The following is a 21,533-nucleotide window of genomic DNA, read 5'->3' on the forward strand; positions in this document are numbered from 1 at the left end:
GGCCCTACGGCTTTCGATAGTCGGTGAGCAGGGCCAATTCGGCGCAGCTGGGCGTGGCCGCGCGGACCGGGAGGCGGGTCCGCCGATGGTGCAGGGCCTGCCAGACGCGGTCCCGGGTGAGCGGCAGGTCCGTGAAGCGGATGCCGGTGGCGTCGCGGAGGGCATTGGCCAGGGCGGGGGCCACCGGGTTGAAGGGGTTCTCGCTCATGGACTTCGCGCCCAGCGGGCCGATCTCGTCCGAGGTACGCATGAAGGTGACCTCGGTGCGGGGCACATCGGCGAAGGCGGGCAGACGGTAGCGGCGGAAGGCCACGGTGGTGACCGCGCCGTGCTCGTCGAGGCGGACATTCTCGAACAGGGTCGCGCCGAGCGCCTGGGCGACACCGCCTTCCACCTGGCCGCGGCACTGCATCGGGTTGATCACCCGGCCGGCGTCGGCGGCGTGCACGCTGCGCAGGATGCGCAGTTCGCCGGTATCGGGGTCGACCGCCACCTGGAACAGCTGCGCATTGAAGGCGACCGAGCGGGGCGTGCCGCCCCAATGACCGTCTGCGGCAAGGGATTCCCCGGACTCGGCCGACAACGTGTGCAGCGCCTGCAGGGAGATATCGCGATTGCCGCAGCGCACCGAGTCCGCGCCGAGCTCGCAGTCCTCGGCGGCAACGCCGAGATGTGTTGCGGCGGTGGCACACAACGCGGCGGCGAGCTTGTGCGCCGCGTCCAGCACCGCCTTGCCCGCCACCACGGTGCCGGTGGACCCGAACGCGCCCGTGTCGTGGCGGACCACATCGGTATCGGACTGGCGGATGGCGATGCGGTCGGGGACGGTGGCCAACTCCTGCGCCGCGATCTGCCGGTGCACGGTCGTGGTGCCGTTGCCGAATTCCGCGGTGCCCACCGCCAGGTCGTAGCAACCATTGGGCAGCAATGTGATCCGGGCATCGGCGTAGTGGCCGCCGGGTGGTCCGGTGGCGATCATGGACAGGGCGGTGCCGCTGCCGGTCAGCCAGCCCGGCGGGGCCGGTGGGAACGGTTCGGCCAGGGCCCGGCGGATGATGCCGAAGCACTGGTCCAGGCCGTAGCTGGCGATGTGCAGATCCTCCTCGTGGCCGCCGGGGGTCACCATGGGCTCGCCGGGGCCGATCATATTGCGCTCGCGGAACACCAGCGGGTCGAGGTCGACCCGGCGGGCCAGCTCGTCCATCACCGACTCCATGGCGAACACCACCTGCCCGAGCCCGTAGCCCCGGAAGGCCCCGGCCGGAACGGTATTGGTGTAGACCGAATATCCGTCGACCTTCTTGTTCGGGCAGCGGTACACCGCCATCGACTCACCGACGGCATGGAACAGCACTGCCGGACCGTGGTTTCCGTACGCGCCGGTATTGGAGACCACCCGCGCCTGCAGGGCCGACAACCGGCCGTCCGCGCGGGCGCCCGCCTTGATGTGCACCGTGAACGGATGCCGGGTGGTCGCACCGTAGAACTGTTCCGCGCGTGTGTATTCCAGCTTCACCGGCCGCCGCAACCGCAGGGCCGCCAGCACCACGATGTCCTCGACCAGCATCTCCTGCTTGCCGCCGAAACCGCCGCCGACCCGGCCCGCCACCACCCGGACCCGGTCGAGCGGCAGATCGTAGAGCGCGCACAGGGCGCGGCGGGTCAGGAACGGGGTCTGGGTGCTGGAGCGGACGGTGAGGCGGCCGTCGTCGTCGAACCACGCCACCGCACCGTGCGTCTCCAGGCTGGCGTGCTGGACGCGCTGGGTCCGGAAGGTCTGTTCGTATACCACCGCCGCTTCGGCGAAACCGGCTGCGACATCACCGATCTCGCCGTGCACCTCGCCGACCACATTGCTCTCGGGCCGGGCGATACGGGCCGTCGCGGCGTCCTTGTCGTGCACGATCGGCGCACCCGGGCGCATGGCTGCCTCGGGATCGAGCACCGACGGCAGCACCCGATAGTCGACGCGGATGCGACGGCAGCCCTCCTCCGCGGCGGCCTCGCTGTCGGCGACGACCGCCGCCACCCGCTGGCCGACATAGCGGACCACATCGTCGAGCACCCGGGTGTCGTCCGGATCCTCCTCGGGATGCTCGTGGCGGGCGCTCGAATAGTGGCGGTCGGGCGCGTCGCGATGCGTGAGGACCGCCGCGACGCCCGGCACCGAAAGCGCCTCGGACACATCGATATCCATGATCCGGGCATGCGCGTGCGGCGACCGCAGCAGCTTCATGTGCAGCAGCCCGGGCACCTCGATGTCGAAGGTGTAGCGCGCGGTCCCGGTGACCACCTGCGGGCCCGCAGGCGCGCCGAGATTGCTGCCCACGGCCGCGCCCGCCGCCGCATCCTCGATGTGGCGGACACCGCGCACGGCGTCCTCGATCGCGCGGTATCCGGTGCAGCGGCACAGGTTGCCCTTGAGCGCGCGCGGCAGATCGGCGCGCTGCTCGTCGTCGAGGGCGGCGGTCGTCATGAGGAAGCCCGCTGTGCAGAAACCACATTGGAAGCCCTGGGCAGCCAGAAAGCGCTGCTGCACCGGATGCAGCTCGCCGTCACGGGCCAGTCCCTCGACCGTGGTGACCGCCCGGCCCTCGGCGCGGAACGCCGGGAAGAGGCAGCTGTGCACCGGCGCGCCGTCGACGTGCACCGTGCACGCGCCGCAGTCGCCCGCGTCGCAGCCCTTCTTCACCCCGAACCAGCCCTGCTCGCGCAGATAGGTGCGCAGGCATTGACCCGGGCGCGGCTGCGCGTCGAAAGTCTCGCCGTTGACCTGGATTTCGAAACTCATGCCAGTTCCTCGCGAATTTCCTCCGCCAGGCGGAAAGTCATGTGCCTGCGCCACTCCGGCAGCCCGTGAATGTCGTCGAACCAGGCGTCGCCGGGCACGGTGCGCTCGATGGCCGCGGCCAGCCCGTTGCGGGTGGGCGGCTGCGGGAAGTAGACCCGGAACGGGCGCGTGGTCGACGCCGTGATGGTCAGGCGCAGCGCGCCCTGGCTGTCGGCGGTACCGATGATCAGAGCGGCGGACCGTCCGAGACCGTAGAGCGAGGCCTGCCGGAAGGCCGTGCGGCGGGCCAGCGCCGCGGCGGGCAGGGTCACCGAACGCAGTAGCTCGCCCGGCCGCAGCGCATTGGCTCCGGCGCCGGTCACGAAGTCCGCGACCGGCAGTCGCCGCTCGGCGCCGGTGCGCGAGCGCAGCAGGCACACGCCGTCCAGGGCCGCGGTGAGGGAGATGAGCGGACCGGCCGGGAGCGAATTGCACAGGTTCCCGCCGACGGTTGCCATGTTCCAGATCTTGAACGAGGCGAGGAAGGCATGGCAGCACTCGCGGAACAGGGGACGGTCGGTGCCCCGGAAGAGCTGGGCGACCGTGCAGGTCGCGGCGATCTCCAGCCCGCCGTCCGGCAGGCGGCGCAGGGGAGTCCAGCCGGTCCGGCTCAGGTCGACCAGGCGGCGCAGCTGCGGCTGCGGCTCCGAGAACAGGTAGGTGCCACCGCCGAGCCAGGCATCCCCCACCTGCCAATTCCGGTGGTGGCGGGCATCGCACACCTCGAGCACCGTGTTCAAGTCCATGCCGTCCGATTCAAATCCGCGGGCCGGGACCTGCCATCGGCCGCGGCATACGGAAAATCCGGTAGCGTCGCTCGAGTTCTCGGTTGATCGACCAGGACCGTGCGGATTGCGAACGCCTCTACGATGCGAGATCGGCAGTCGGGGGCGGACATGCGTTAGGAGCAGCTCATGCGGGTGGATGACCTGCTTCGGTTGGAAGCGCTGGGTCTGCAGCTGGTGTGCGGCGAGCCCGCGCCGCTGCGGCGGGAGGTCAGCGGCGTCACCGCCACCGATCTGCAGGACCCGACCTCCTACCTGGAATCGGGTGAGGTCGTGCTCAGCGGGCTGGTGTGGTGGACCGCGCGCGGCGGCCGCGGCAAGGCCGACCGGTTCGTGGCGGCCCTGCGGGCGGCCGGGGCGGCCGCACTGGTCGCCGGGACCGCGCGGCACGGCGGCGTGCCCGGCGATATCGTGGCGGCCTGCCGGGAGCAGGGCCTACCGCTGCTGGCCGTGCCCGCCGACATCACCTTCCGGACCATCACCGACGCCATCTATCTGCGCCGCTGGAGCGATCTCAGTGCGTCCGAACAGCATTCGCTGTCCGACCGGGCCGAGCTGGACCGGCTCGTTCGCGAGGGGGCCGCGCCCGCGGCACTGCTGGACGCGATCGCCGTACAGCTCGGTGGGCTGCCCTGCGCACTGGTCACCGCGACCGGGCGGGTACTGGCCGCATCGGACGGGGCCCGGGTGGCGACCGCCGCGACCGTGCGGCGCGAACTGCGCGGGGCGCCGGAGTTGAATCATCCTGTCGGGGAATCGGATTCCGCCTACGACCGGTGGTATCTGCACCTACCGGCCGGATCGCACGCCCCGCCGCGACTGGTGCACGAGATCGCCGATGTGCTGGGCCGGTACCGCGAACGGGCGCTGGCGGAGCGGGACGAACGCGACCGTGCCGCAACGGAGTTCGTGCTCCGGATGAGCGCGCCGCAGGCGGGTTCCGTTGTGAAGGAGGTGGATTCGCTCGGCGCTGCCGAGCCCGGCCCGTACCGGATGCTGTGCGCGACCGTCGCGCACCGCGATCCCATGGCCGCCGCCGACGCCCTGCGCGAGCTGGTTGGCCAGCTGAGCGACGCGCCGACCCCGATCGCGACCGACGGCGACCAGGCGCTCGCCCTCGTCCCTGACCGTTCCGATCTGATCCACCGCCTGCGCGCGGCCCACCCCACGGTCACCGCCTGCGACCCGAATGCGACTCTCGCCGTGGGTATCTCGACCGCGGCCGGGCTCGCCGACGTTTCTGATGCCCGCATCCGCGCCACCCATGCCCGCCGCGCCGCGCACACCCTGCGCTCCGGCGTCACCGCCGCCGAGGATCTGGCCACCCTGCACGAACTCCTGGCCGGTGTTCCCGAGCCGATCCGCGACGCCTATCGCACCCGCGTTCTGGGTCCCCTGCTCGAAGCGGACGACTCGCACGCGGCCCTGCGCGCCACCCTGATCGCGTTCCTCGACCACAACGGCTCCTGGACCCGCACCGCCGAAGCCCTGTATCTGCACGTCAATACGGTCCACTATCGGATCGAACGGATCGAACGCCTGACCGGGCGCGACCTGTCCCGCCTCGACGATCGCATCGATCTGCGGGCCGCCCTGATGGCGGCCGGTGCATGATCGGTCGGTGTCCGAACTCAACAAGCACAATGTCGTCTACTTCGAAAATGCCACCATGCGAGGGCTCTACGCCGCTCTCGACGAGTGGCAGCGGGCCAACAATCACCGGTTCCTGTCGCTCGGCATCCAGCAGGATGACGGGCTCTTCTGCTGCATTGCCCTGACCAATCCCGCCGAGGTGGTCATCACGAGCGCCGACGGCCACAATCACGCCGCCGTCAACCGATTCGGCCTGCTTTCCGTCACCTCCGACTAGCCGATCTTTTTCGGTCCAGTAATTCAGTAGTTCAGTTCCGGGTCGTGGCCGGGTGACCGGTCACGACTCGATTCCACGCCGCTTCTGCCATGAACTGACCTGCCGTGGACGCCATTCCCCGCGGACCAGAGGGTTGTGCCCCTGCCGCCCGGCACGCTGCTCCCGCTTGAATTCGCGGAAATATTCGAAGCGGATCATCAGCAAACCCGAGACGATGAGCACCGCGGTCGCGATCGCGCCCAGTATCGCCCAGCCCTGGTAGCCGGACGCGGCGGCAGTGAGTGTCATGCCGAGGCATGCGATGGCGAGCAGGCACAGCACCAGAGCTGGGCCTTCGCCCGGATCCTCGATGGCGTCACCGGGATGCGGATGCCAGTGCTCTCCGTTCGGCTTGACCGCCGTCACCCTGACCATGTCCCTACCTCCCTCGAACCGAGAAGACTCCTTGCCTGTAGTCCAGAATGCACCCGGTGTTGCGGCTACGTGCGAGTAATGTCCTGAAATTTCGGAGAGAATGCCCGATTCTCAGGCGTCATTTCGGGAATCATCCCAGCAATTGGCCGTCCGTCGGGAGGTGGATACGCGGGAAAGGCTGTTCGGATTCGAGGAGATACGCCAGTTCGATAAGGGTCCGTTCGTCGCCGTGCGCACCGGAGAGCTGCACGCCGACCGGCAGTCCCGCGCTGGTGCAGCCCATGGGTAGCGATATGGCGGGGGTTCCGGCGATATTGTTCAGCGGTGTATAGCCCACGTAACCGGTGAGCCGCTCGATCAATTCGGGGAACGGAACCGTCGGCGAGACGAATCCGAGCTCCGGTGTGGTGTGCGAGAGGACCGGCGAGACGACCACTTCGTGCCGCGCGAACATCCGGGCGTAAGCGGCCGGCACCCGGCGTAGTCGCCGCAGCGCACCCGGGGTGCGGTGCAAGGTGCGGCGGTGATGGTCGCGCAGGCCGCGGGTGAGGCCGTCGGCCTTGGCGGCGTCGAAGGATCGGTCCAGGATGATCTTCCCGGTGCTGACCGCGAGATCGGCGAGCAATGCCCAGTACTGCACGAAGTCGGCGGCGAACTGCGCGGTGACCGGTAGCGTGATCGGTTCCACGAGGTGACCGGCCCGCTCCAGCAGGCGTGCGGTGTGCTCGACCGCCGCCCGGGTGGGCACGTCGACCTCGGCGCCGGTCACACTGTGCATGATCAGCCCCACCCGCAGCCGGCGCCGGGCGGGGCCGTGTACCGCCCCGACCGGTGCGAGCCTCGGATTGCGCCACACATCCTCGGCGGCGGCCACGAACGCCGCGGTATCGCGGACCGTGCGGGTGACCACGCCCTCGGAAATCATGTGAACGGGAAGGTGTTTCACCTGTTCACCGTCCACGTGCCGGCCGCGGCTCGGCTTGAGCCCGACCAGTCCGCCGCACGCGGCCGGAATGCGAATGGATCCGCCGCCATCGTTCGCGTGCGCGATCGGGACGACGCCCGCGGCGACGAGCGCGGCCGACCCGCCGGACGACGCGCCGATCGAATGGGCCAGGCTCCACGGGTTCCGCGCGGCCGGCTCGGTCATGTACTCGGTGGAGGCGTTGAAGCCGAACTCCGGCAGGCGCGACTTGCCGATCAGCGTCAGTCCGGTGCCGAGGAACTGGCGGGTGTAGGCCCCGTCCTTCGCGGCGGGCCGGGCCCGGAAGGCTTCGCTGCCATGGTTCGTCGGCAGGCCCGCGACATCGGTGTTGTCCTTCACGAACGTCGGGACTCCGTACAGCGCGCTGCCGGGCCGGGTGGCGTAGCGCGGGGAGTCGTAGAGCGGGCAGGCGACCGCGTGCAGCTCGGGGTCGACCGCGCGGGCCCGGTCGATGGCGGCGGCGGCGAGCTCCCGCGGGCTCACCTCGCCGGCACGGACCAGGTCGGCGAGGGCAACCGCGTCGTGTTCGCCGAGGGCATCGTCGCGAAAGGCGTGGAGGGACGTCATGCCGAGCAAGCCTAGAAGAACTTACAGACTTTGCCCAGGTGAATCTGTAAGGAATTACAGAGAGCGACTAGGGTGGGTGGCGTGACCGAACGCCGCCATCGCCCGAGCGCCCTGGCTCGGCGAGCAGCCCTGCTCAAAGCCGCAGTCGAGGTGGCGGCCGAGGTCGGCGTGGCCGGGGTGACCCATCGCGCGGTCACCGAGAAGGCCGGGCTGCCGCTGACCACCGTCGGCTACTTCTTCGACTCGATCGACGCGCTGACCGAGGAGGCGCTGCGCGTCTACACCGAAGAGGACGCCGATACCCAGATCGCGATCGCGGAGTCGCTCGCCGAGGCGCACGGTTCACCCGACGAGATCGCGGCCGCCTTCACCGCGGCCGCTACGCCGCGCACACCGGAAACCCTCGCGCTGTTCGAGGCCTACCTGCACGCGGCGCGCCGGCCGGAATCCCGTGACGCGGTCACCCGTGCACTGACCGCCGCGCGCCGGGCCGCCGCCGCGGGCGCGCGGGCGGCCGGGGCCCCGGATCCGGATGCCATGGCGCCCGCCTTCACCGCGCTGGCGCACGGGCTCGCGCTGCACGAGCTGGCCTCGCCGGGTGCGCTGCCGCCCGACACCGTGCACGCGGCCTTCCGTGCGATGTTCCTCGGATTCCTGCTCGACAGCGGGCATATCGAGCCGGCCCTGCAACTCAGGCGGCAGCCGGCCCCGCAGGAGTAGCGCCGTGACCGACCCCGCCGTGCGGCACCGGGACCGGGTGGACGCCCGGCTGGACCTGCCGATCATTCCGCCCGCCGTGCTGACCGGGGTCGCCGAGATCGGGCGGCGTGACGGCTGTGACGTCGAATCCTGGTTCGCGGGAACAGGTTTGGATCCGGACGGCCTGGTCGCGGTGGACTCGGTGAAGGTGTCGTTCCAGGAAGCCGTGGTTGTCCTGCGCCGCGCGGTGGAGGCGCTGCCCGGCCGGCCGCTCGGCATGCGGGTGGGCATGCGCGACAGCCTGCTGTCGATGGGGATGCTGGGGGTAGCCATGCGCTCGTGCGCCACCGTCGGCGACGCGCTCTCGGTCGGGATCGATCTGCATCAGGCCTCGGGGACCCTGATGGATGTGGAGGTCGAGCGCTCCGGCCAGGAGGTCGCGCTGCGGCTGCACGAGCGCCGGCCCGAACCCCGGCTGCTCGCCTTCCTGTGCGAGGAAGTGCTGTGCAGCGTGCTGATTCTGATGCGCTCGGTGCTCGGCCCGGGCTGGTCGCCGACCCGGGTGGAACTCGGCTATCCGCCCCCGCCGTACGCCGCCGAGTACCACCGCTTCCTGCGCTGCCCGGTGGACTTCTCCGCCGGAGCCAACCGCGCGGTCATTCCGGTTGCCGCACTGGAGCTTCCGTTGCCCACCCACAGTGCGCCGACCCGGACCATCGCCATCGAGGCCTGCCGGCGGCTGCTGGATGTCGGCCGTCCGGCCCCGGACATCGTGGTGGCCGTCGAGGCGGTGCTCGAGCGTGACCTCCGCCATCCGGCGACCATGGCCGAGGTCGCCGCCCACCTGCATGTCACCGAGCGCACCCTGCGCCGCCGGCTCGCCGCCGCCGGTGCGAGTTTCAGCACGGTCCGGGACCGGGTCCGGGAGCGGCGCGCGATCTTCCTGCTCCGCCGATCCGGTCTGTCCATCAGCGCGGTCGCCCGTGAAGTCGGCTACAGCGATATCCGGGAATTCCGACGCGCGTACATCCGCTGGACCGGGCATCCGCCGAATTCCATACGGCGAGAACCGGAGTGAGCCCGGTGCCGTGCCAGGCGCTCAGGCCCGCACCTGCCGGACATCGCGGGCGGACCCGATCGCGTCGAACATGCCCGGGGTGAGGGTCTGCCAGCCCAGGCGCTTGCGCAGCGCGCCCAGGTAGCGGTGATACGCGCGGGCGTCGACGTAGGCGCGGTGGCGTGCGGTGGGCAGGAAGTTGATGCCGCCGTTGAGCTTCGGATGATCGGTGGCGATCAAGCGGTCGAACGCCGCCGCCCGCGCCGGGGCATGGTCCTGATCGTGCAGGTACTGCGCCAGCACATTGCTGATGTGATCGAACAGGGTGTAGGCGCTCGAATTGACCTCGAGATAGCCCAGTCCGAACAGATTTCGATGCTGCCGGTTGAACGAGGACAGATACAGATCCGGTCGTCCTTCGCTCCAGGAGAAGTGCCGCTCGGCATAGGGGATCGCCCAGTCGTAGCCCGTGGCGTAGAGAACCAGGTCGACCGCTTCGCTGCTGCCGTCGGCGAACCGGACCCGGGTGCCGTCCAGGCTCGCGATATCCGGCCGGATCGCCACATCGCCGTGCTGGAGGTGGTGGACGAGCTGACTGTTGAGCAGCGGATGCGATTCGAACAGTTTGTGATCCGGCTCGGGCAGACCGTATTTGGTGAGATCGCCCTGAACGAGCCGGAGTAACGCGCGGAAGAACGGCCGCTCCAGCCAGAGCGGCAGCTGCGGCCCGGTATCGGCGAGCTCATCGCTCGGGATCCCGAGGACATGTTTGGGAATCACGTGATAGCCGCGCCGGACGCTGACGAACGCGGCGGCCGCATTGGCCGCGGCATCGCAGGCGATATCGGCCCCCGAGTTGCCCAGCCCGACGATGAGCACCCGCTTGCCGCGGAACTCCAGCGGGCTCCGGTACTCCGACGAGTGCCGGATCTCGCCGGCGAATTCGCCCGGATGCCGGGGCCGGCGGGGCGCCCAGGTGACGCCGGTGGCGCAGATGACGGCCCGGTAGCGATGTTGCGCGCCGTCCGCGAGGGTCACCAGCCAGTCGCCGCCGTCCTGCTCGACATCGATGACCTCGGTGTTGAACCGGACGGTCTCGCGCAACCCGTAGGCATCCGCGAAAGCCCGTGTGTAGTCGAGGATCTGCCGATTACCCGGGTAGTCCGGATAGGTATCGGGCATCGGGAAGTCGAAGAATCCCGAGGTCTTCCGCGACGAAATGAAGTGCGCGGATTCGTACATCGGTGAACCCGGATTGTCGAGATCCCAGATACCGCCCACATCGGAATGCCGTTCGAACTGGTCATAGACGATGCCCAGGCGCTTCAGGGCCCGCGCCGCGGACAGCCCGGCCGGACCGGCGCCGACGATGCACACTCGCCGCTGTGCCCGGTGAGTTTCCTTGTCTGCCATGGACTCTCCATTCGCGTGCCGAAGTATGAGAGGATTCAACCCGCCGGAGCCGCGCATCCAGGAGGGCCGATCCGGCCAGAAGAGTGGGGAAACCGGACAACCGGTGACCGGATCGGCACACTGGACGGCCCGCTGGTCGCGGCGCCGTTAGCGTGCCCGCATGGTCATCTCCTCCCGTGGGCGTGGCAGGCAAAGCCGTCCCATGCAATTCAAGGTCGCAGTGGCTGTGGTTGCCCTGATCGGTGTGCAGAGTGCCGCGGCCACCGCGTCCGCCGACGCACTGGCCGACCTGCCTTCCGACGCGACGTCCCTGCTGGCGGCCGCGCAGGGCGGGCGACTGCTCGGTGTACCGCCGCTGCCGTCGCTGGCCGCGGGCGCGGCGGCCAAACTGTCGAGCCCGGAGTACTGGTGGAACTATGTGCACGAGGCGGTGGACAACAACACGATCCTGCTCCCCGTGCCGGCCGACGTCGTCAAACCGGATGTCGTGCTGCCCCATGCGCACATCGCCGCCGGAACCGCTGTCTCAGTGCTGCCCGCCGCACCGATCGACCTGCGCGGGGTCACGTATCAGTGGGCCGGACGGACCAAGACGGTCGGTGACTTCCTGAACGACACCGAAACGGACGCAATCGAATTCGTTCATCGAGGGGCGCTCGTCGCCGGCTACTTCGCCAATGGCTGGTCCCCCGAGGACGCGCACCAGGCGTGGTCGATGACCAAATCCTTCGTCTCGACCCTGGTCGGCATTGCGGTCGATCAGCAGCGGATCCGCTCGATAGACGACCCCATCGAAACGTACGTGCCCGAACTGAGCGGCACCGCGTGGCAGGGCGTCACGATCGAGAACCTGCTCACCATGCGATCCGGCGTCCAGTGGGACGAGCACACCACCGACCTCGCGCAGAACACCCAGGTCGCCGAGTGGATAGACCTGGCGATGGACTATTACACGAACGGGCAGCAGGGCAAGACCCGCAACGAATTCCTGAAATCACTGCCCGGGGTCGAACCCCAGGGCGTCCACTTCAACTACAACAGCGCGAACACCCAGATGCTCGCCTGGCTGCTGGAGAAGGTCTACGACCAGCCGTTCAATGAGATTCTCGCCCAGCAGCTGTGGCAGCCCGCCGGGATGGAAGCGTCCGCGGACATCATGACCGACCGCACCGGGGCGGCCGTCGCCTCGGAGGAACTGTTCGCCCGGCCAAGGGATTTCGCGCGTTTCGGGGAACTCATGCGGAACGGGGGCAGCACTCCCGACGGCCGCCGGATCGTATCGGGGGAGTGGGTCACCGCCGCCACCACCACTCTGCTGCCCGCCACGGACGCCGGTGACACCGAACCGGGCGGCTACGGCTACCAGTGGTGGAGTGGGGCGACCCCGGACGGTTTCCAGGCCAATGGTTTCCAAGGGCAGTACATCACTGTCAGCCCCGCGGACTGCCTGACGGGCGTGCGCCTCGCGCATACCGTGCAGTTCACTGTCGACGGGGATTTCGCCGGCCAGGGCAACGCGGAATGGCACACCCTCTACCGGGCGGTACTTCAACAGCTCGGCGGCTGTCGCTGATCACTCGTGGCGATCGGGCGCTGTCGATCTTTTTCGCGGCCGTGTCGATCTGCCGGGGAGGTCGTTCGACCTTGGTGTGAGAGGGTCGGACAGCGACCCGCGACAAGGAGGACAATCCCGTGAAGTACATGCTGATCTGGCGCGCGAGCGACGAGGGCAATGCGGCCATGGCCGAGGCCGACTTCGAGAAGGTGCTCGAATCCGTCGGACGCTTCAACGACGAGCTGATCCGGGCCGGGGTCCTGCTGGCCGCCGAGGGTCTCGACAGTGCGGAAGAGGGCGTGGTGGTGGACTTCTCGTCGGAGCCGCCGCTGGTCACCGACGGACCCTACGGCGAGACCAAGGAGCTGTTCGGCGGCTTCTACATCCTGAACGTGGCCTCCAAGGAGGAAGCCGTCGAATGGGCCAGGCGGGCGCCGTCGTTCGGTCCCGGATTCAAGACCGAGATCCGGCGCGTCACCACCATCGACGAATTCCCGCAGGACAACGAGTGGATCCAGAAGGAACGCGCCTGGCGCGAGGCCACCGGGCAGCTGTGAGCCGCTGAGCCATGGCCGACCCCACCGGTCGTGACGCCGTCGCCGCGGTGTGGCGCATCGAATCCGCGCGCATCGTCGGCGCCCTGGCCCGCTACACCGGCGACTTCACCCTGGCCGAAGACCTCGCCCAGGAGGCGCTGGCCGAGGCGCTGGTGACCTGGCCGCGCGACGGCGTGCCACGCAATCCCGCGGGCTGGCTGCTCACCGTCGGCCGGCGTCGCGCCATCGACGCCTTCCGCCGCCGCGCCACCCGCGACGACCGGTACCGCGCCCTCGCCCGCGACCTGGGCGAGGGCGGGGTCGCCACCGGCGGGACACCCCCGGAAACGCCGGGGGCGGAACCGCTCTGGGATCCGGATCAGATCGACGACGACGTGCTCGCGCTCATGTTCGTGTCGTGCCATCCGGTGTTGTCCCGCGAGGCGCAGGTGGCGCTGACCCTGCGCGTGGTCGGCGGCCTGACCAGCGACGAGATCGCCAAGACCTTCCTGGTGCCCACCGCGACGGTGCAGGCCCGCATCACCCGCGCCAAGAAAACCCTTGCGGCGGCCCAGGTTCCGTTCGCCATCCCCCCGGCCGACGAACGCGCCGCCCGGCTCGGCTCGGTCCTGAATGTCGTCTACGTGATCTTCACCGAAGGCTCCTCGGCCACCTCCGGCGCACACCTGATCCGCCTCGACCTCGCCGCCGAAGCCCAGCGCCTCGCCCGGGTGCTGGCCCGCCTCGTCCCCGAGGAACCCGAGGTCCACGGATTGCTGGCCCTGCTGGAACTGACCGCCGCCCGCTTCCCCGCCCGCACCGACGCCACCGGCCGGCCGATCCTGCTCGAACACCAGAACCGAATGCGCTGGGACCGGGCGGCCATCCGCCGCGGCCGCGCGGCCCTCGACCAGGCAGCCAGCCTCGGCCGCGGCCTCGGCGCTTACGGTCTGCAGGCCGCGATAGCCGAATGTCACGCCGTCGCCGACTCCGTCGAGGCCACCGACTGGCCCCGCATCGTCCTGCTCTACGAAGCCCTGGCCCGGCTCTCGCCGTCCCCGATCATCGACCTCAACCGGGCGGTCGCGGTCTCCATGGCGGAGGGTCCCGCCCCTGCCCTCGCCATCGTCGACGATCTCAGATCGGCTGCGGCCCTCCCGAATTCCCATCTTCTCCCTAGCGTCCGCGGTGAACTGCTCGCCAGACTGGGCCGGACAGCCGAAGCCCGAACCGAATTCGACCTCGCCATCGCCCTGTCCGGCAACGACCAGGAACGCACCCTGCTCGAAGTCAAACTCGCCGAACTGGATTGACCAGCTCCTCGGGTCGGGCTCGGGGATTTCCCCCATTCCGATTCTGGGGATGTGCCGGATTACGCCGGGGCGGTGGCGAAACTAGCGTTCAGCCATGACTTCGACTCTGCGCAAGCGCCTTTCGGTTGCCCTCGGTGCCGCCGCGTTACTCGTCGCCGAGATGGCCACCGCGGTCGCCCAGCCCGCCGGTCCCTCGCTCGCGGAGCAGTTGCGTCAGGACACCGAAGCGATCCACGCCCTCGGCATCAGCGGCGTGCAGGCCCGCGTCGTCACACCCGACGGTGCGCAGTCGGTCGCCACCAGCGGCACCGCCGACCTGAACACCGGCCTCCCGGTCCTCTCCGACGGCTACTTCCGCATGGCAAGCACCGCCAAGACCCTGGTCGCCACCGTGGTTCTCCAACTCGAGGCCGAGCACGCGCTGACTCTCGATGACGCAGTCGACCGCTGGCTGCCGGGAGTCGTGCAGGGCAACGGGAACGACGGCAGCCGGATCACCATTCGTCACCTGCTCCAGCACACCAGCGGTATTCACGACGACCTGCCCGGATACACCACGCCGGCGGAGTACTACGAGCAGCGCTACGACCTCTACAGTCCCGAGCAGCTGGTGGCCCGTGGCATGGCCCAGGCGCCGGACTTCCCGCCCGGACAGGGCTGGCAGTACTCCAACACCGGATATGTCCTGCTCGGCATGATCATTCAACAGGCCACCGGCCGACCCGCCCACCAGGAGATCGAAGCCCGCATCCTCGGCCCGCTCGGGCTCGACCAGACCCGCTGGACCGGCGCCTCGCCGACCCTGCCCGAGCCGCACGCCCGGGCCTATCAATTCTTCGGTCCCGGCGCCGAGGTGGACGTCACCGATCAGATACCCGTTGAGCACGAGACCCTTTCGTGGGTCACCACCACCCGAGACGAGAACATTTTCTTCCGCGCGCTGCTCGGCGGCCGGCTGCTCCCCGCGCAGCAGCTCACGGAGATGAAGCAGACCGTCCCGGTGAGTGCGGAACTCCAACAGCTGTGGCCCGGTGGCCGATACGGGCTCGGCCTGGCCGAACGGCCCCTCAGCTGCGGAGGGACCTACTGGAGTCACGAGGGCGGGGACGGCGGCTACATCACCCTCAACGGCGTCACCGAGGACGGCACGCGAAGCGCCGTGGTGTCCATGTCCGAGGCGCGCGGCGACATTCCGGAACACATCCGCGACCAGGAGAACGTGGCCGGCGCCCTGATCGACCATGCCCTGTGCGCCGGGAGCCGGTGAACCGCGCAGCCGATCGGTTGTGGAGTCCCAGCGAATCGCTGTGCAGTCCTGCGGCTTTCCGTTGGTGATTGAACCAGCCCACGACGGCGTCGAGACTGAGTTCTCGACGTTTGCTGGAGGTGGCGCTGGTGGGTTGGCGAAGAGCCATGGGACTGGTCGGTGTTCTGACAGTGGGCGTCGGAACGATGGTCGCAGGGGGCAATACACCGAAGGCCTCGGCGACCGGGGCGCATAGCGAGGAATTCACCAATCCGGTGCTGGCCGCCGGGGCCGACCCGAGCATGACCTACTACCAGGGCCGATTCCATCTGGTGCAGGGGGACTTCTACAACGACGACAACATCGTGATCCGCAGTTCGGACACACTCGGGGGACTGGAGGAGAGCGAGCCGAAGGTGGTGTGGGAGCACCCCGACTGCCCTGCCCCCGCCTGCACCAAGATCTGGGCTCCGGAACTCGTGCACATCGGCGACCGGTGGTGGATCTACTTCGCGGGGCAGGAGGACGACCGCAACGAGACCCATCGGATGTACGCGCTGCGTTCCACCGGAAACGACCCGACCGGCCCCTACGAATACCTCGGGCCGCTGAACCTGCCCGGCGGCTGGGCCATCGACGGCACCTACCAGCAGTACGCGGGCGTCGGCTACTTCTTCTGGTCCTGCCTGCGCAACCCCGATGACACACGCGTACAAGACATTTGCGTGGTCCGCATGTCCGATCCCATGACGCCGAGCGGCGCCCGCGTCAGCATCGCAACACCCACCGCCGCCTGGGAAACCGTCCCCAACGACGCGGACCTCCTGATCAACGAGGCCCCGCAACCCCTGATCGCACCCGACGGCCGCCTCTTCGCAACCTTCTCCGCCAATGCCAGCTTCGACGACACCTACTGCCTGGGCCTCCTCGAACTGGCGCGCGGCGGCGACCCCATGGACCCCGGCGCCTGGACCAAATCGGGCGGTCCCGTGCTCCCCGGCGGTCCCGGCGCCATCGCCCCCGGCCACAACGGATTCCTCACCATCGACGGCCGCCCCTGGATCACCTACCACGCCCGCCTCGAACCCGGCACCGGCTGGCCCGGCCGCAGCATCCGCGTCCAGCCCATGTACTTCGGCAAGGACGGCCGCCCGCAATTCGGCATGGCCTTCGGCCCCGACGACCCCATCGTCATCGACGGCAAAGGCCGCAATGCTCCGGGAACCCCGGTGACGCCCGAGCCGCAGCGCTGAGGTCAGGTCGCCTCGGCCGATGCCCGGGTACGGCGCCATTGTGCGGGGCTGCAGCCGTGCTGTTTGCGGAACCATCGGGAGAAGTTTCCGGGGGCGGAGAAGCCGAGGAGTTCAGCGGTCTCGGTCAGGGAACGGCGTGGATTGGCGACCATGTGGCGGGCCAGTTCGGCGCGGGTCGAATCCAGTAGTGAGCTGAAGGTCTCGCCTTCGGCGGCGAGGCGGCGGTGGACGGTGCGGCGGTCGACGCCCAGGCTGCGGGCCACCTGCTCCACCGAACAGCGGCCGGTGGGGAGGAGCAGTTCGATGAGCTCGCGGACGCGGTCGGCGGTGGTCGCGGCACGGACCGGGTCGACGGGGTCCAGCAGCCGCTGGGTATAGGCGCGCAGCTGTGGATCCGCCATCGCATTGGGCGCATCGAGATCGCTTGTGTAGGTGAGAATTCCATTGAAGTCCTGCTCGAAGGTCACCTGCGGTCCGAAGACCCGGTGATGGGCGCGCAGATCGGGCGGGGCGGGGTGGGTGAAGCGGACCTCGACCGGCTGCCATGGGGCACCGATGAAACCGGCGAGTAGGCCGTGCAGGACGCCGACCGCGAGTTCGACGGATTGGCGGGTATCGCCGGGCTGCCCGATATCGAGGGTCAGCCGGATGGTGGCGAGGCCGTTCTGTTCGGTGAGGCGGGTGTGCAGCGCCTCGTTGTACGTGTCCTCGTGCCGCGACATCACGGACAGAGCGCTGCGTACGTCGGGCTCCTCGCGGACCACCAGGCTCAGCGGACCCAGATTGGCGAAGCGGCGGCGCTCGGCCAGGCGCAGCCCGAAATCTGCGCAGTTCGTCGCGACGGACGAGTGCTCGAGCAGCTCGGCGATCGCGGCGGCGGGCACCCAGCGGTCCTGCAGGCTCAGACCGGCCGGGTCCAGGCCGGACGCGCGCAACAGCTCCACCGGGCCGATGCCCAGCGATCGGCACAGCTCCACGTATTCGTTCAGCGCTGCGTAGCGGGCCAGTGGTTTCACCGATTCTCCCGTCCCGAAATGATCAGCATCCCGTCCCGAAATGATCAGCATCCTGTCCCGTAATGATAAGCAGTCGGTCCCTGCGCTACCTACAGTGGGTTTCATTCCAGCAACCGAAGCCAGACCGAAGGAAGGGACGACGACGTGGCCACAAGCAACGAGGATTGGTCCAGGCCAGCAGCGATGGCAATCCCCGAGGCCGGGTACTTCGAGTACGAACAGGGACGCTACGGTCCGATCTATCCTCGAACTCCAGCAAACTATGGGTTTTCCATTGTCGCCAAGGTCAAGCCGGGTCATGAGGCGGCGATCCGGGAGCACGGCAAGGTCATCCAGGCCGCGGTCGAACAGGATCCGAATGTGCTTGCGCCGCTGCGGCTGCACTATCTGCGGTGGGTGCTGTTCGATATCGGCGACGGCCTGACCTTCCAGTATCAGGGCATCTTCGACACCGACTTCGACAAGTACCTCGAGGACGCGCTCGACCTGTTCCTGTCCACGGGCATCACCACCGCCTTCGTGAATCTCGAAGGCTTTCCCGAGGATTGGCGCACCAATCGGGCCGCAGCCATCGAATTCTTCCGCAAGCACCAGTTCCCGAGCTTCCTCGAATACGGTGAATACCCGTATGTGACCTCCGATGAGGTCAAGAAGGCCCTGCGGCTCAAAGCGGCGTTCTCCGACATGCTCGACGAGATGCAGTAGCGGGGGTCGCGATGCTCGAATTCGACGATATCCAGCACATCCTGCTGACCCGGGTGCCGGCGCTGACCGGGCGCTACGAGTTCTTGTCCTTCACCGACGCCGCCGGTGCGCGCGCGTGGCTCGCCGCCATGGCCGACCGGGTGCCCTCGGTCGCCGACTTGCAGGACTCGGTGGACACCGACAAGCAGTGGGTGTCCGTGGCTTTCACCTGGACCGGACTGCGCGCCCTGGGCGTCCCGGCCGACGCGCTCGCGAGTTTCCCGGAGGAATTCCGCCAGGGCATGGCCGCCCGGGCCGAAGTCCTGGGTGATGCCGGGGCCAACCATCCCGACCATTGGATCGACGGCACCGCCGGTGACGATCTGCACGCGATCGTCATCCTCTTCGCCCGTGACGCCGCCGAACGCGACCGACGGGTGGCCGAACACGATGCACTCCTTGCCGCCTGCCCGGGTGTCACGGTGCTGTCATCGCTGGATCTGGAGGCCGTACCGCCGTTCGGCTACGCGCACGACCACTTCGGTTATCGGGATCGCTTGTCGCAGCCGGTGATCGAAGGTACCGGGGAGGAGCCCACGCCGGGCAGCGGCGCACCCCTGAAGGCCGGGGAGTTCATCCTCGGTTACGACGACGAGAGTGGGCCGCCGCTGGATCTGCCACAGCCCGAGGTGCTTTCGCGCAACGGCACCTTCATGGCCTATCGCCGCCTGCGCGAACACGTGGGTCTATTCCGTGACTTCATGGCCGAGCACGGCGACACCGCCGACGAACAGGAGCTGGTGGCGGCGAAGCTGATGGGTCGCTGGCGCAGTGGCGCGCCGCTGGTCCTCGCTCCGGAGGCCGACGATCCGGAACTGGGTGCGGATATGAGCCGCAACAACGATTTCAACTACAAACAGATGGATCCGCACGGCTACGCGGTGCCACTCGGGTCTCACATCCGGCGCATGAATCCACGTGATACGGGCGTGAACATGCAGCGCCGCCGCATGATTCGCCGCGGCGCAACCTATGGGCCGCACCTGCCGGAGGGAACCCCCGACGACGGCGCCGACCGCGGCATCGCGGCCTTCGTGCTGTGCGCGAGCCTGGTGCGCCAGTTCGAGTTCGCGCAGAACGTGTGGGTCAACGACACGTCGTTCCACGAACTGGGCAACGAGCGGGATCCGATCATCGGCAACCAGGACGGCACCCTGGAGTTCACGATTCCGAAGCGTCCGATTCGCAAGACCATCACCGGAATTCCGGCGTTCACCAGCGTCCGAGGCGGCGCGTACTTCTTCCTGCCAGGACTGCGCGCCCTGCGCTACCTGGCCACTCTCACCGATATCGAGGCAGCAGCATGACATCGTTCACCCCGGCGCGCACCTACAACCAGGCCCACCTGGCCCGCCCCTACACCCCCGGCAAGCGGCGCATCAGCATCTACTGGTCGTGGAGCTATCCCTGGGAAACGCAACGGGATACGGCCGAACTGGACAACCGCTTCTCCACCATGACCGAGGTGCGCCAGGCCACCTGGCCCGCCTACGAGACGCCCGAATACGATGCCGCGCACTTCCTGCAGGGCATCGCGGGCACCCTCGAACTGTTCCACCGCTCCACCCTCGACTTCCAGCGGGTGGCCGGGGAAGTGACGGGGCATCCGGTGGCCGTGTTCCAGCGCATCGACCAGGCCGGATTCAAACAGCCCATCGACGAATGCATCCTCGCCGACACCGACACCCTCATGGTGTTCGGCCTCGATCACCTGCTCGCGCAGGAGGAAGCGGCTCCTGAGGAGATCGCCGCGATCCAGCAGTGGCTGCAGCGCGAGGGCACCTGCCTGCTCCTCGCCCCGCACCACGACGTCGGCTTCACCGATGACCTGAAGCAGCGCCAGATCGAGTTCGAACATCACGGTGATCCGCTGGTGCCGCGCCAGCAGCGGTTCGGCGCCTACACCCGCTCGCTGATGACCGCCCTGAACGTCCCGGTACACAATGTCTACGGCCTGCGGCCCGCCGTCGTCGAAGACACTCGCTCGATCGCGCCGCTCACTTCCTTCCGCGACCTCGACAGCCCACGCCTGCTCGACGACGTCACCACTTTCAATTTCCACCCGCACCTGCCCCACTACGAATTGACCGAGCCTGAAAGCGATTCGGTGCGCCTGCTCGCGCGTCAGCCCATCGAACTGTCCCGTCCCCACCCGTTCATCGAGGCGGGCAACACCGAATTCAATACGTTGCTGTGGCTGCCCCCCACCGTCGAACGCGCCGGCGACATCGTGATGGCCGACTCCACCAACTTCACCACCCTCTTCGGCGGCACCGACAGCCTCGCCAGCTTCTGGCGCAACCTCGCGGCGATGAAATGACCCCGGCTGCAAACGGCGGCCCGATGCCGCAGGGGTGGGACCTGTGATCGGAGACCTGCTGCCACTGGCCATAGGTGTTGCGCTGTCACCTATTCCGGTGGTGGCGGCCATCCTCATGCTGCTCTCCACCAACGCCGGCCGGGCCAGTGCGGGCTTCGCGCTCGGCTGGGTGACGGGCATCGTGACGGTCACGGGGGTCGTGACAGCCGCGGCCGCATCCGGGCTGATGAGTTCGGCGGGCCAGCGCTCCGCTGCGGCCGCTGCGATCAAGATCGCCATGGGCCTCCTGCTGGTGTTCATCGCCTTCCGTCAGTGGGGCAGCCGCAAGGACGATTCGATACCGGGCTGGATGAAAGCCATCGACGAACTCGGAGTCGCCAAGGCGGCCGGCCTCGGCATGCTGCTCTCCGTACTGAATCCGAAAAACCTGCTCCTGTGCATCACGGCGGGCGTCACAATCGGCACCTCGGGGCTGAACCCGGCCGGCACCGCCGCGGCAATCGCTGTCTTCGTTTTCCTGGGCGCGGCATCGGTGGTCGTCCCCGTGGGTGGCTACGCCGTCGCGGCGAATCAGCTGCGCGGCGCACTCGCCCACTTGAAGAACTGGCTACAGGCGAACAACCACACGGTGATCGCCGTGGTGTTCATGGTGATGGGCACCACGGCCTTCGCCAAGGGCGTGAGCGGATTCTGACCAGGTACTGATCGCACTGTGCCACACAGTGTTTCACCACCGTCTCGGGTCGTCGGCGGAAGTTCGACTGCCCGAGACGGTCTCATGCCGTCGCTGCACGGTTTGCCGGAGTCCGCGTCGGAACTCCGGACCGCTTCCACGCCCCACCGGTGTCGACCAGGTGAAATGCCGATCATGTATCGGCCAAATTAAACTTACAGAGCGTCATTGACACAAAGTAAGTGTGGCTCTAGCCT

Annotated in this window: 19 protein-coding genes; 13 read left to right on the forward strand and 6 right to left on the reverse strand. The window is 68.5% G+C overall.

Features of this window, described 5'->3' with window-relative positions; genetic code table 11:
- Positions 1–4: 4 nt before the first annotated feature.
- Both ACWEKS_RS22265 and ACWEKS_RS22270 read right to left on the reverse strand, forming a co-directional pair.
- Positions 5–2,791: a molybdopterin-dependent oxidoreductase gene (locus ACWEKS_RS22265; RefSeq protein WP_452341847.1), complete on the reverse strand. Its 2,787-nt coding sequence runs from the start codon at positions 2,789–2,791 to the stop codon at positions 5–7.
- On the reverse strand, positions 2,788–3,576 hold the full coding sequence (locus ACWEKS_RS22270; protein ID WP_452341848.1) for an FAD binding domain-containing protein: 789 nt from the start codon (positions 3,574–3,576) through the stop codon (positions 2,788–2,790). Before ACWEKS_RS22270 ends, ACWEKS_RS22265 begins: the two co-directional genes overlap by 4 nt.
- A gap of 168 nt (positions 3,577–3,744) precedes the next feature.
- Here ACWEKS_RS22270 and ACWEKS_RS22275 point away from each other — a divergent pair, with 168 nt between their 5' ends.
- Together ACWEKS_RS22275 and ACWEKS_RS22280 are read left to right on the forward strand one after the other, a co-directional pair.
- Positions 3,745–5,229 (forward strand): helix-turn-helix domain-containing protein, encoded by a 1,485-nt coding sequence (locus ACWEKS_RS22275; protein WP_452341849.1) that lies wholly within the window; start codon positions 3,745–3,747, stop codon positions 5,227–5,229.
- Between the two features lie 7 nt (positions 5,230–5,236).
- Complete coding sequence (locus ACWEKS_RS22280) at positions 5,237–5,485, forward strand: hypothetical protein (protein WP_452341850.1); 249 nt, start codon at positions 5,237–5,239, stop codon at positions 5,483–5,485.
- Positions 5,486–5,545: 60 nt separating this feature from the next.
- Here the strand turns inward: ACWEKS_RS22280 and ACWEKS_RS22285 are convergent, their stop codons facing one another.
- Together ACWEKS_RS22285 and ACWEKS_RS22290 are read right to left on the reverse strand one after the other, a co-directional pair.
- Positions 5,546–5,899: a hypothetical protein gene (locus tag ACWEKS_RS22285; RefSeq protein WP_452341851.1), complete on the reverse strand. Its 354-nt coding sequence runs from the start codon at positions 5,897–5,899 to the stop codon at positions 5,546–5,548.
- 130 nt (positions 5,900–6,029) lie between these two features.
- On the reverse strand, positions 6,030–7,451 hold the full coding sequence (locus tag ACWEKS_RS22290; protein ID WP_452341852.1) for an amidase: 1,422 nt from the start codon (positions 7,449–7,451) through the stop codon (positions 6,030–6,032).
- Between the two features lie 81 nt (positions 7,452–7,532).
- On the opposite strand from ACWEKS_RS22290, the gene ACWEKS_RS22295 reads away from it, so the two are divergent.
- Both ACWEKS_RS22295 and ACWEKS_RS22300 read left to right on the forward strand, forming a co-directional pair.
- Complete coding sequence (locus ACWEKS_RS22295) at positions 7,533–8,171, forward strand: TetR/AcrR family transcriptional regulator (protein ID WP_379400954.1); 639 nt, start codon at positions 7,533–7,535, stop codon at positions 8,169–8,171.
- Between the two features lie 4 nt (positions 8,172–8,175).
- On the forward strand, positions 8,176–9,228 hold the full coding sequence (locus ACWEKS_RS22300; protein ID WP_452341853.1) for an AraC family transcriptional regulator: 1,053 nt from the start codon (positions 8,176–8,178) through the stop codon (positions 9,226–9,228).
- A gap of 21 nt (positions 9,229–9,249) precedes the next feature.
- Here the strand turns inward: ACWEKS_RS22300 and ACWEKS_RS22305 are convergent, their stop codons facing one another.
- Positions 9,250–10,620: a flavin-containing monooxygenase gene (locus ACWEKS_RS22305; protein ID WP_452341854.1), complete on the reverse strand. Its 1,371-nt coding sequence runs from the start codon at positions 10,618–10,620 to the stop codon at positions 9,250–9,252.
- 220 nt (positions 10,621–10,840) lie between these two features.
- Here ACWEKS_RS22305 and ACWEKS_RS22310 point away from each other — a divergent pair, with 220 nt between their 5' ends.
- The 5 genes from ACWEKS_RS22310 (at position 10,841) to ACWEKS_RS22330 (ending at position 16,523) form a co-directional block, all read left to right on the forward strand.
- Entirely contained in the window at positions 10,841–12,193 is a 1,353-nt protein-coding gene (locus ACWEKS_RS22310; protein ID WP_452341855.1) for a serine hydrolase domain-containing protein, read from the forward strand.
- Positions 12,194–12,312: 119 nt separating this feature from the next.
- Positions 12,313–12,732 carry a YciI family protein gene (locus ACWEKS_RS22315; protein ID WP_357011886.1) on the forward strand — a complete coding sequence of 140 codons (420 nt, stop codon included), beginning with the start codon at positions 12,313–12,315 and terminating at the stop codon, positions 12,730–12,732.
- An 11-nt stretch (positions 12,733–12,743) separates the two neighbouring features.
- The gene (locus ACWEKS_RS22320) at positions 12,744–14,024 is read left to right on the forward strand and encodes an RNA polymerase sigma factor (RefSeq protein ID WP_452341856.1); all 1,281 of its coding nucleotides are present in this window, start codon (positions 12,744–12,746) and stop codon (positions 14,022–14,024) included.
- A gap of 94 nt (positions 14,025–14,118) precedes the next feature.
- Positions 14,119–15,291, forward strand: a complete 1,173-nt coding sequence (locus ACWEKS_RS22325; RefSeq protein ID WP_452341857.1) for a serine hydrolase domain-containing protein — start codon at positions 14,119–14,121, stop codon at positions 15,289–15,291.
- Between the two features lie 128 nt (positions 15,292–15,419).
- A complete protein-coding gene (locus ACWEKS_RS22330; RefSeq protein ID WP_452341858.1) occupies positions 15,420–16,523 on the forward strand; it encodes a glycoside hydrolase family 43 protein in 1,104 nt (367 codons plus the stop codon).
- Positions 16,524–16,525: 2 nt separating this feature from the next.
- On the opposite strand, the gene ACWEKS_RS22335 is transcribed toward ACWEKS_RS22330, so the two are convergent.
- The gene (locus tag ACWEKS_RS22335) at positions 16,526–17,539 is read right to left on the reverse strand and encodes an AraC family transcriptional regulator (RefSeq protein WP_452341859.1); all 1,014 of its coding nucleotides are present in this window, start codon (positions 17,537–17,539) and stop codon (positions 16,526–16,528) included.
- Between the two features lie 183 nt (positions 17,540–17,722).
- Between ACWEKS_RS22335 and ACWEKS_RS22340 the strand changes: the two genes are divergently transcribed.
- The 4 genes from ACWEKS_RS22340 to ACWEKS_RS22355 are packed head-to-tail and all read left to right on the forward strand — an operon-like array spanning position 17,723 to position 21,297.
- Complete coding sequence (locus tag ACWEKS_RS22340; RefSeq protein WP_452341943.1) at positions 17,723–18,244, forward strand: hypothetical protein; 522 nt, start codon at positions 17,723–17,725, stop codon at positions 18,242–18,244.
- An 11-nt stretch (positions 18,245–18,255) separates the two neighbouring features.
- Complete coding sequence (locus tag ACWEKS_RS22345) at positions 18,256–19,590, forward strand: Dyp-type peroxidase (protein ID WP_452341860.1); 1,335 nt, start codon at positions 18,256–18,258, stop codon at positions 19,588–19,590.
- Positions 19,587–20,603 carry a hypothetical protein gene (locus ACWEKS_RS22350; protein WP_452341861.1) on the forward strand — a complete coding sequence of 339 codons (1,017 nt, stop codon included), beginning with the start codon at positions 19,587–19,589 and terminating at the stop codon, positions 20,601–20,603. Before ACWEKS_RS22345 ends, ACWEKS_RS22350 begins: the two co-directional genes overlap by 4 nt.
- A 43-nt stretch (positions 20,604–20,646) precedes the next feature.
- Positions 20,647–21,297 carry a GAP family protein gene (locus tag ACWEKS_RS22355; RefSeq protein ID WP_452341862.1) on the forward strand — a complete coding sequence of 217 codons (651 nt, stop codon included), beginning with the start codon at positions 20,647–20,649 and terminating at the stop codon, positions 21,295–21,297.
- Positions 21,298–21,533 lie beyond the last annotated feature (236 nt).

Source organism: Nocardia sp. NPDC004711 (assembly GCF_053601595.1).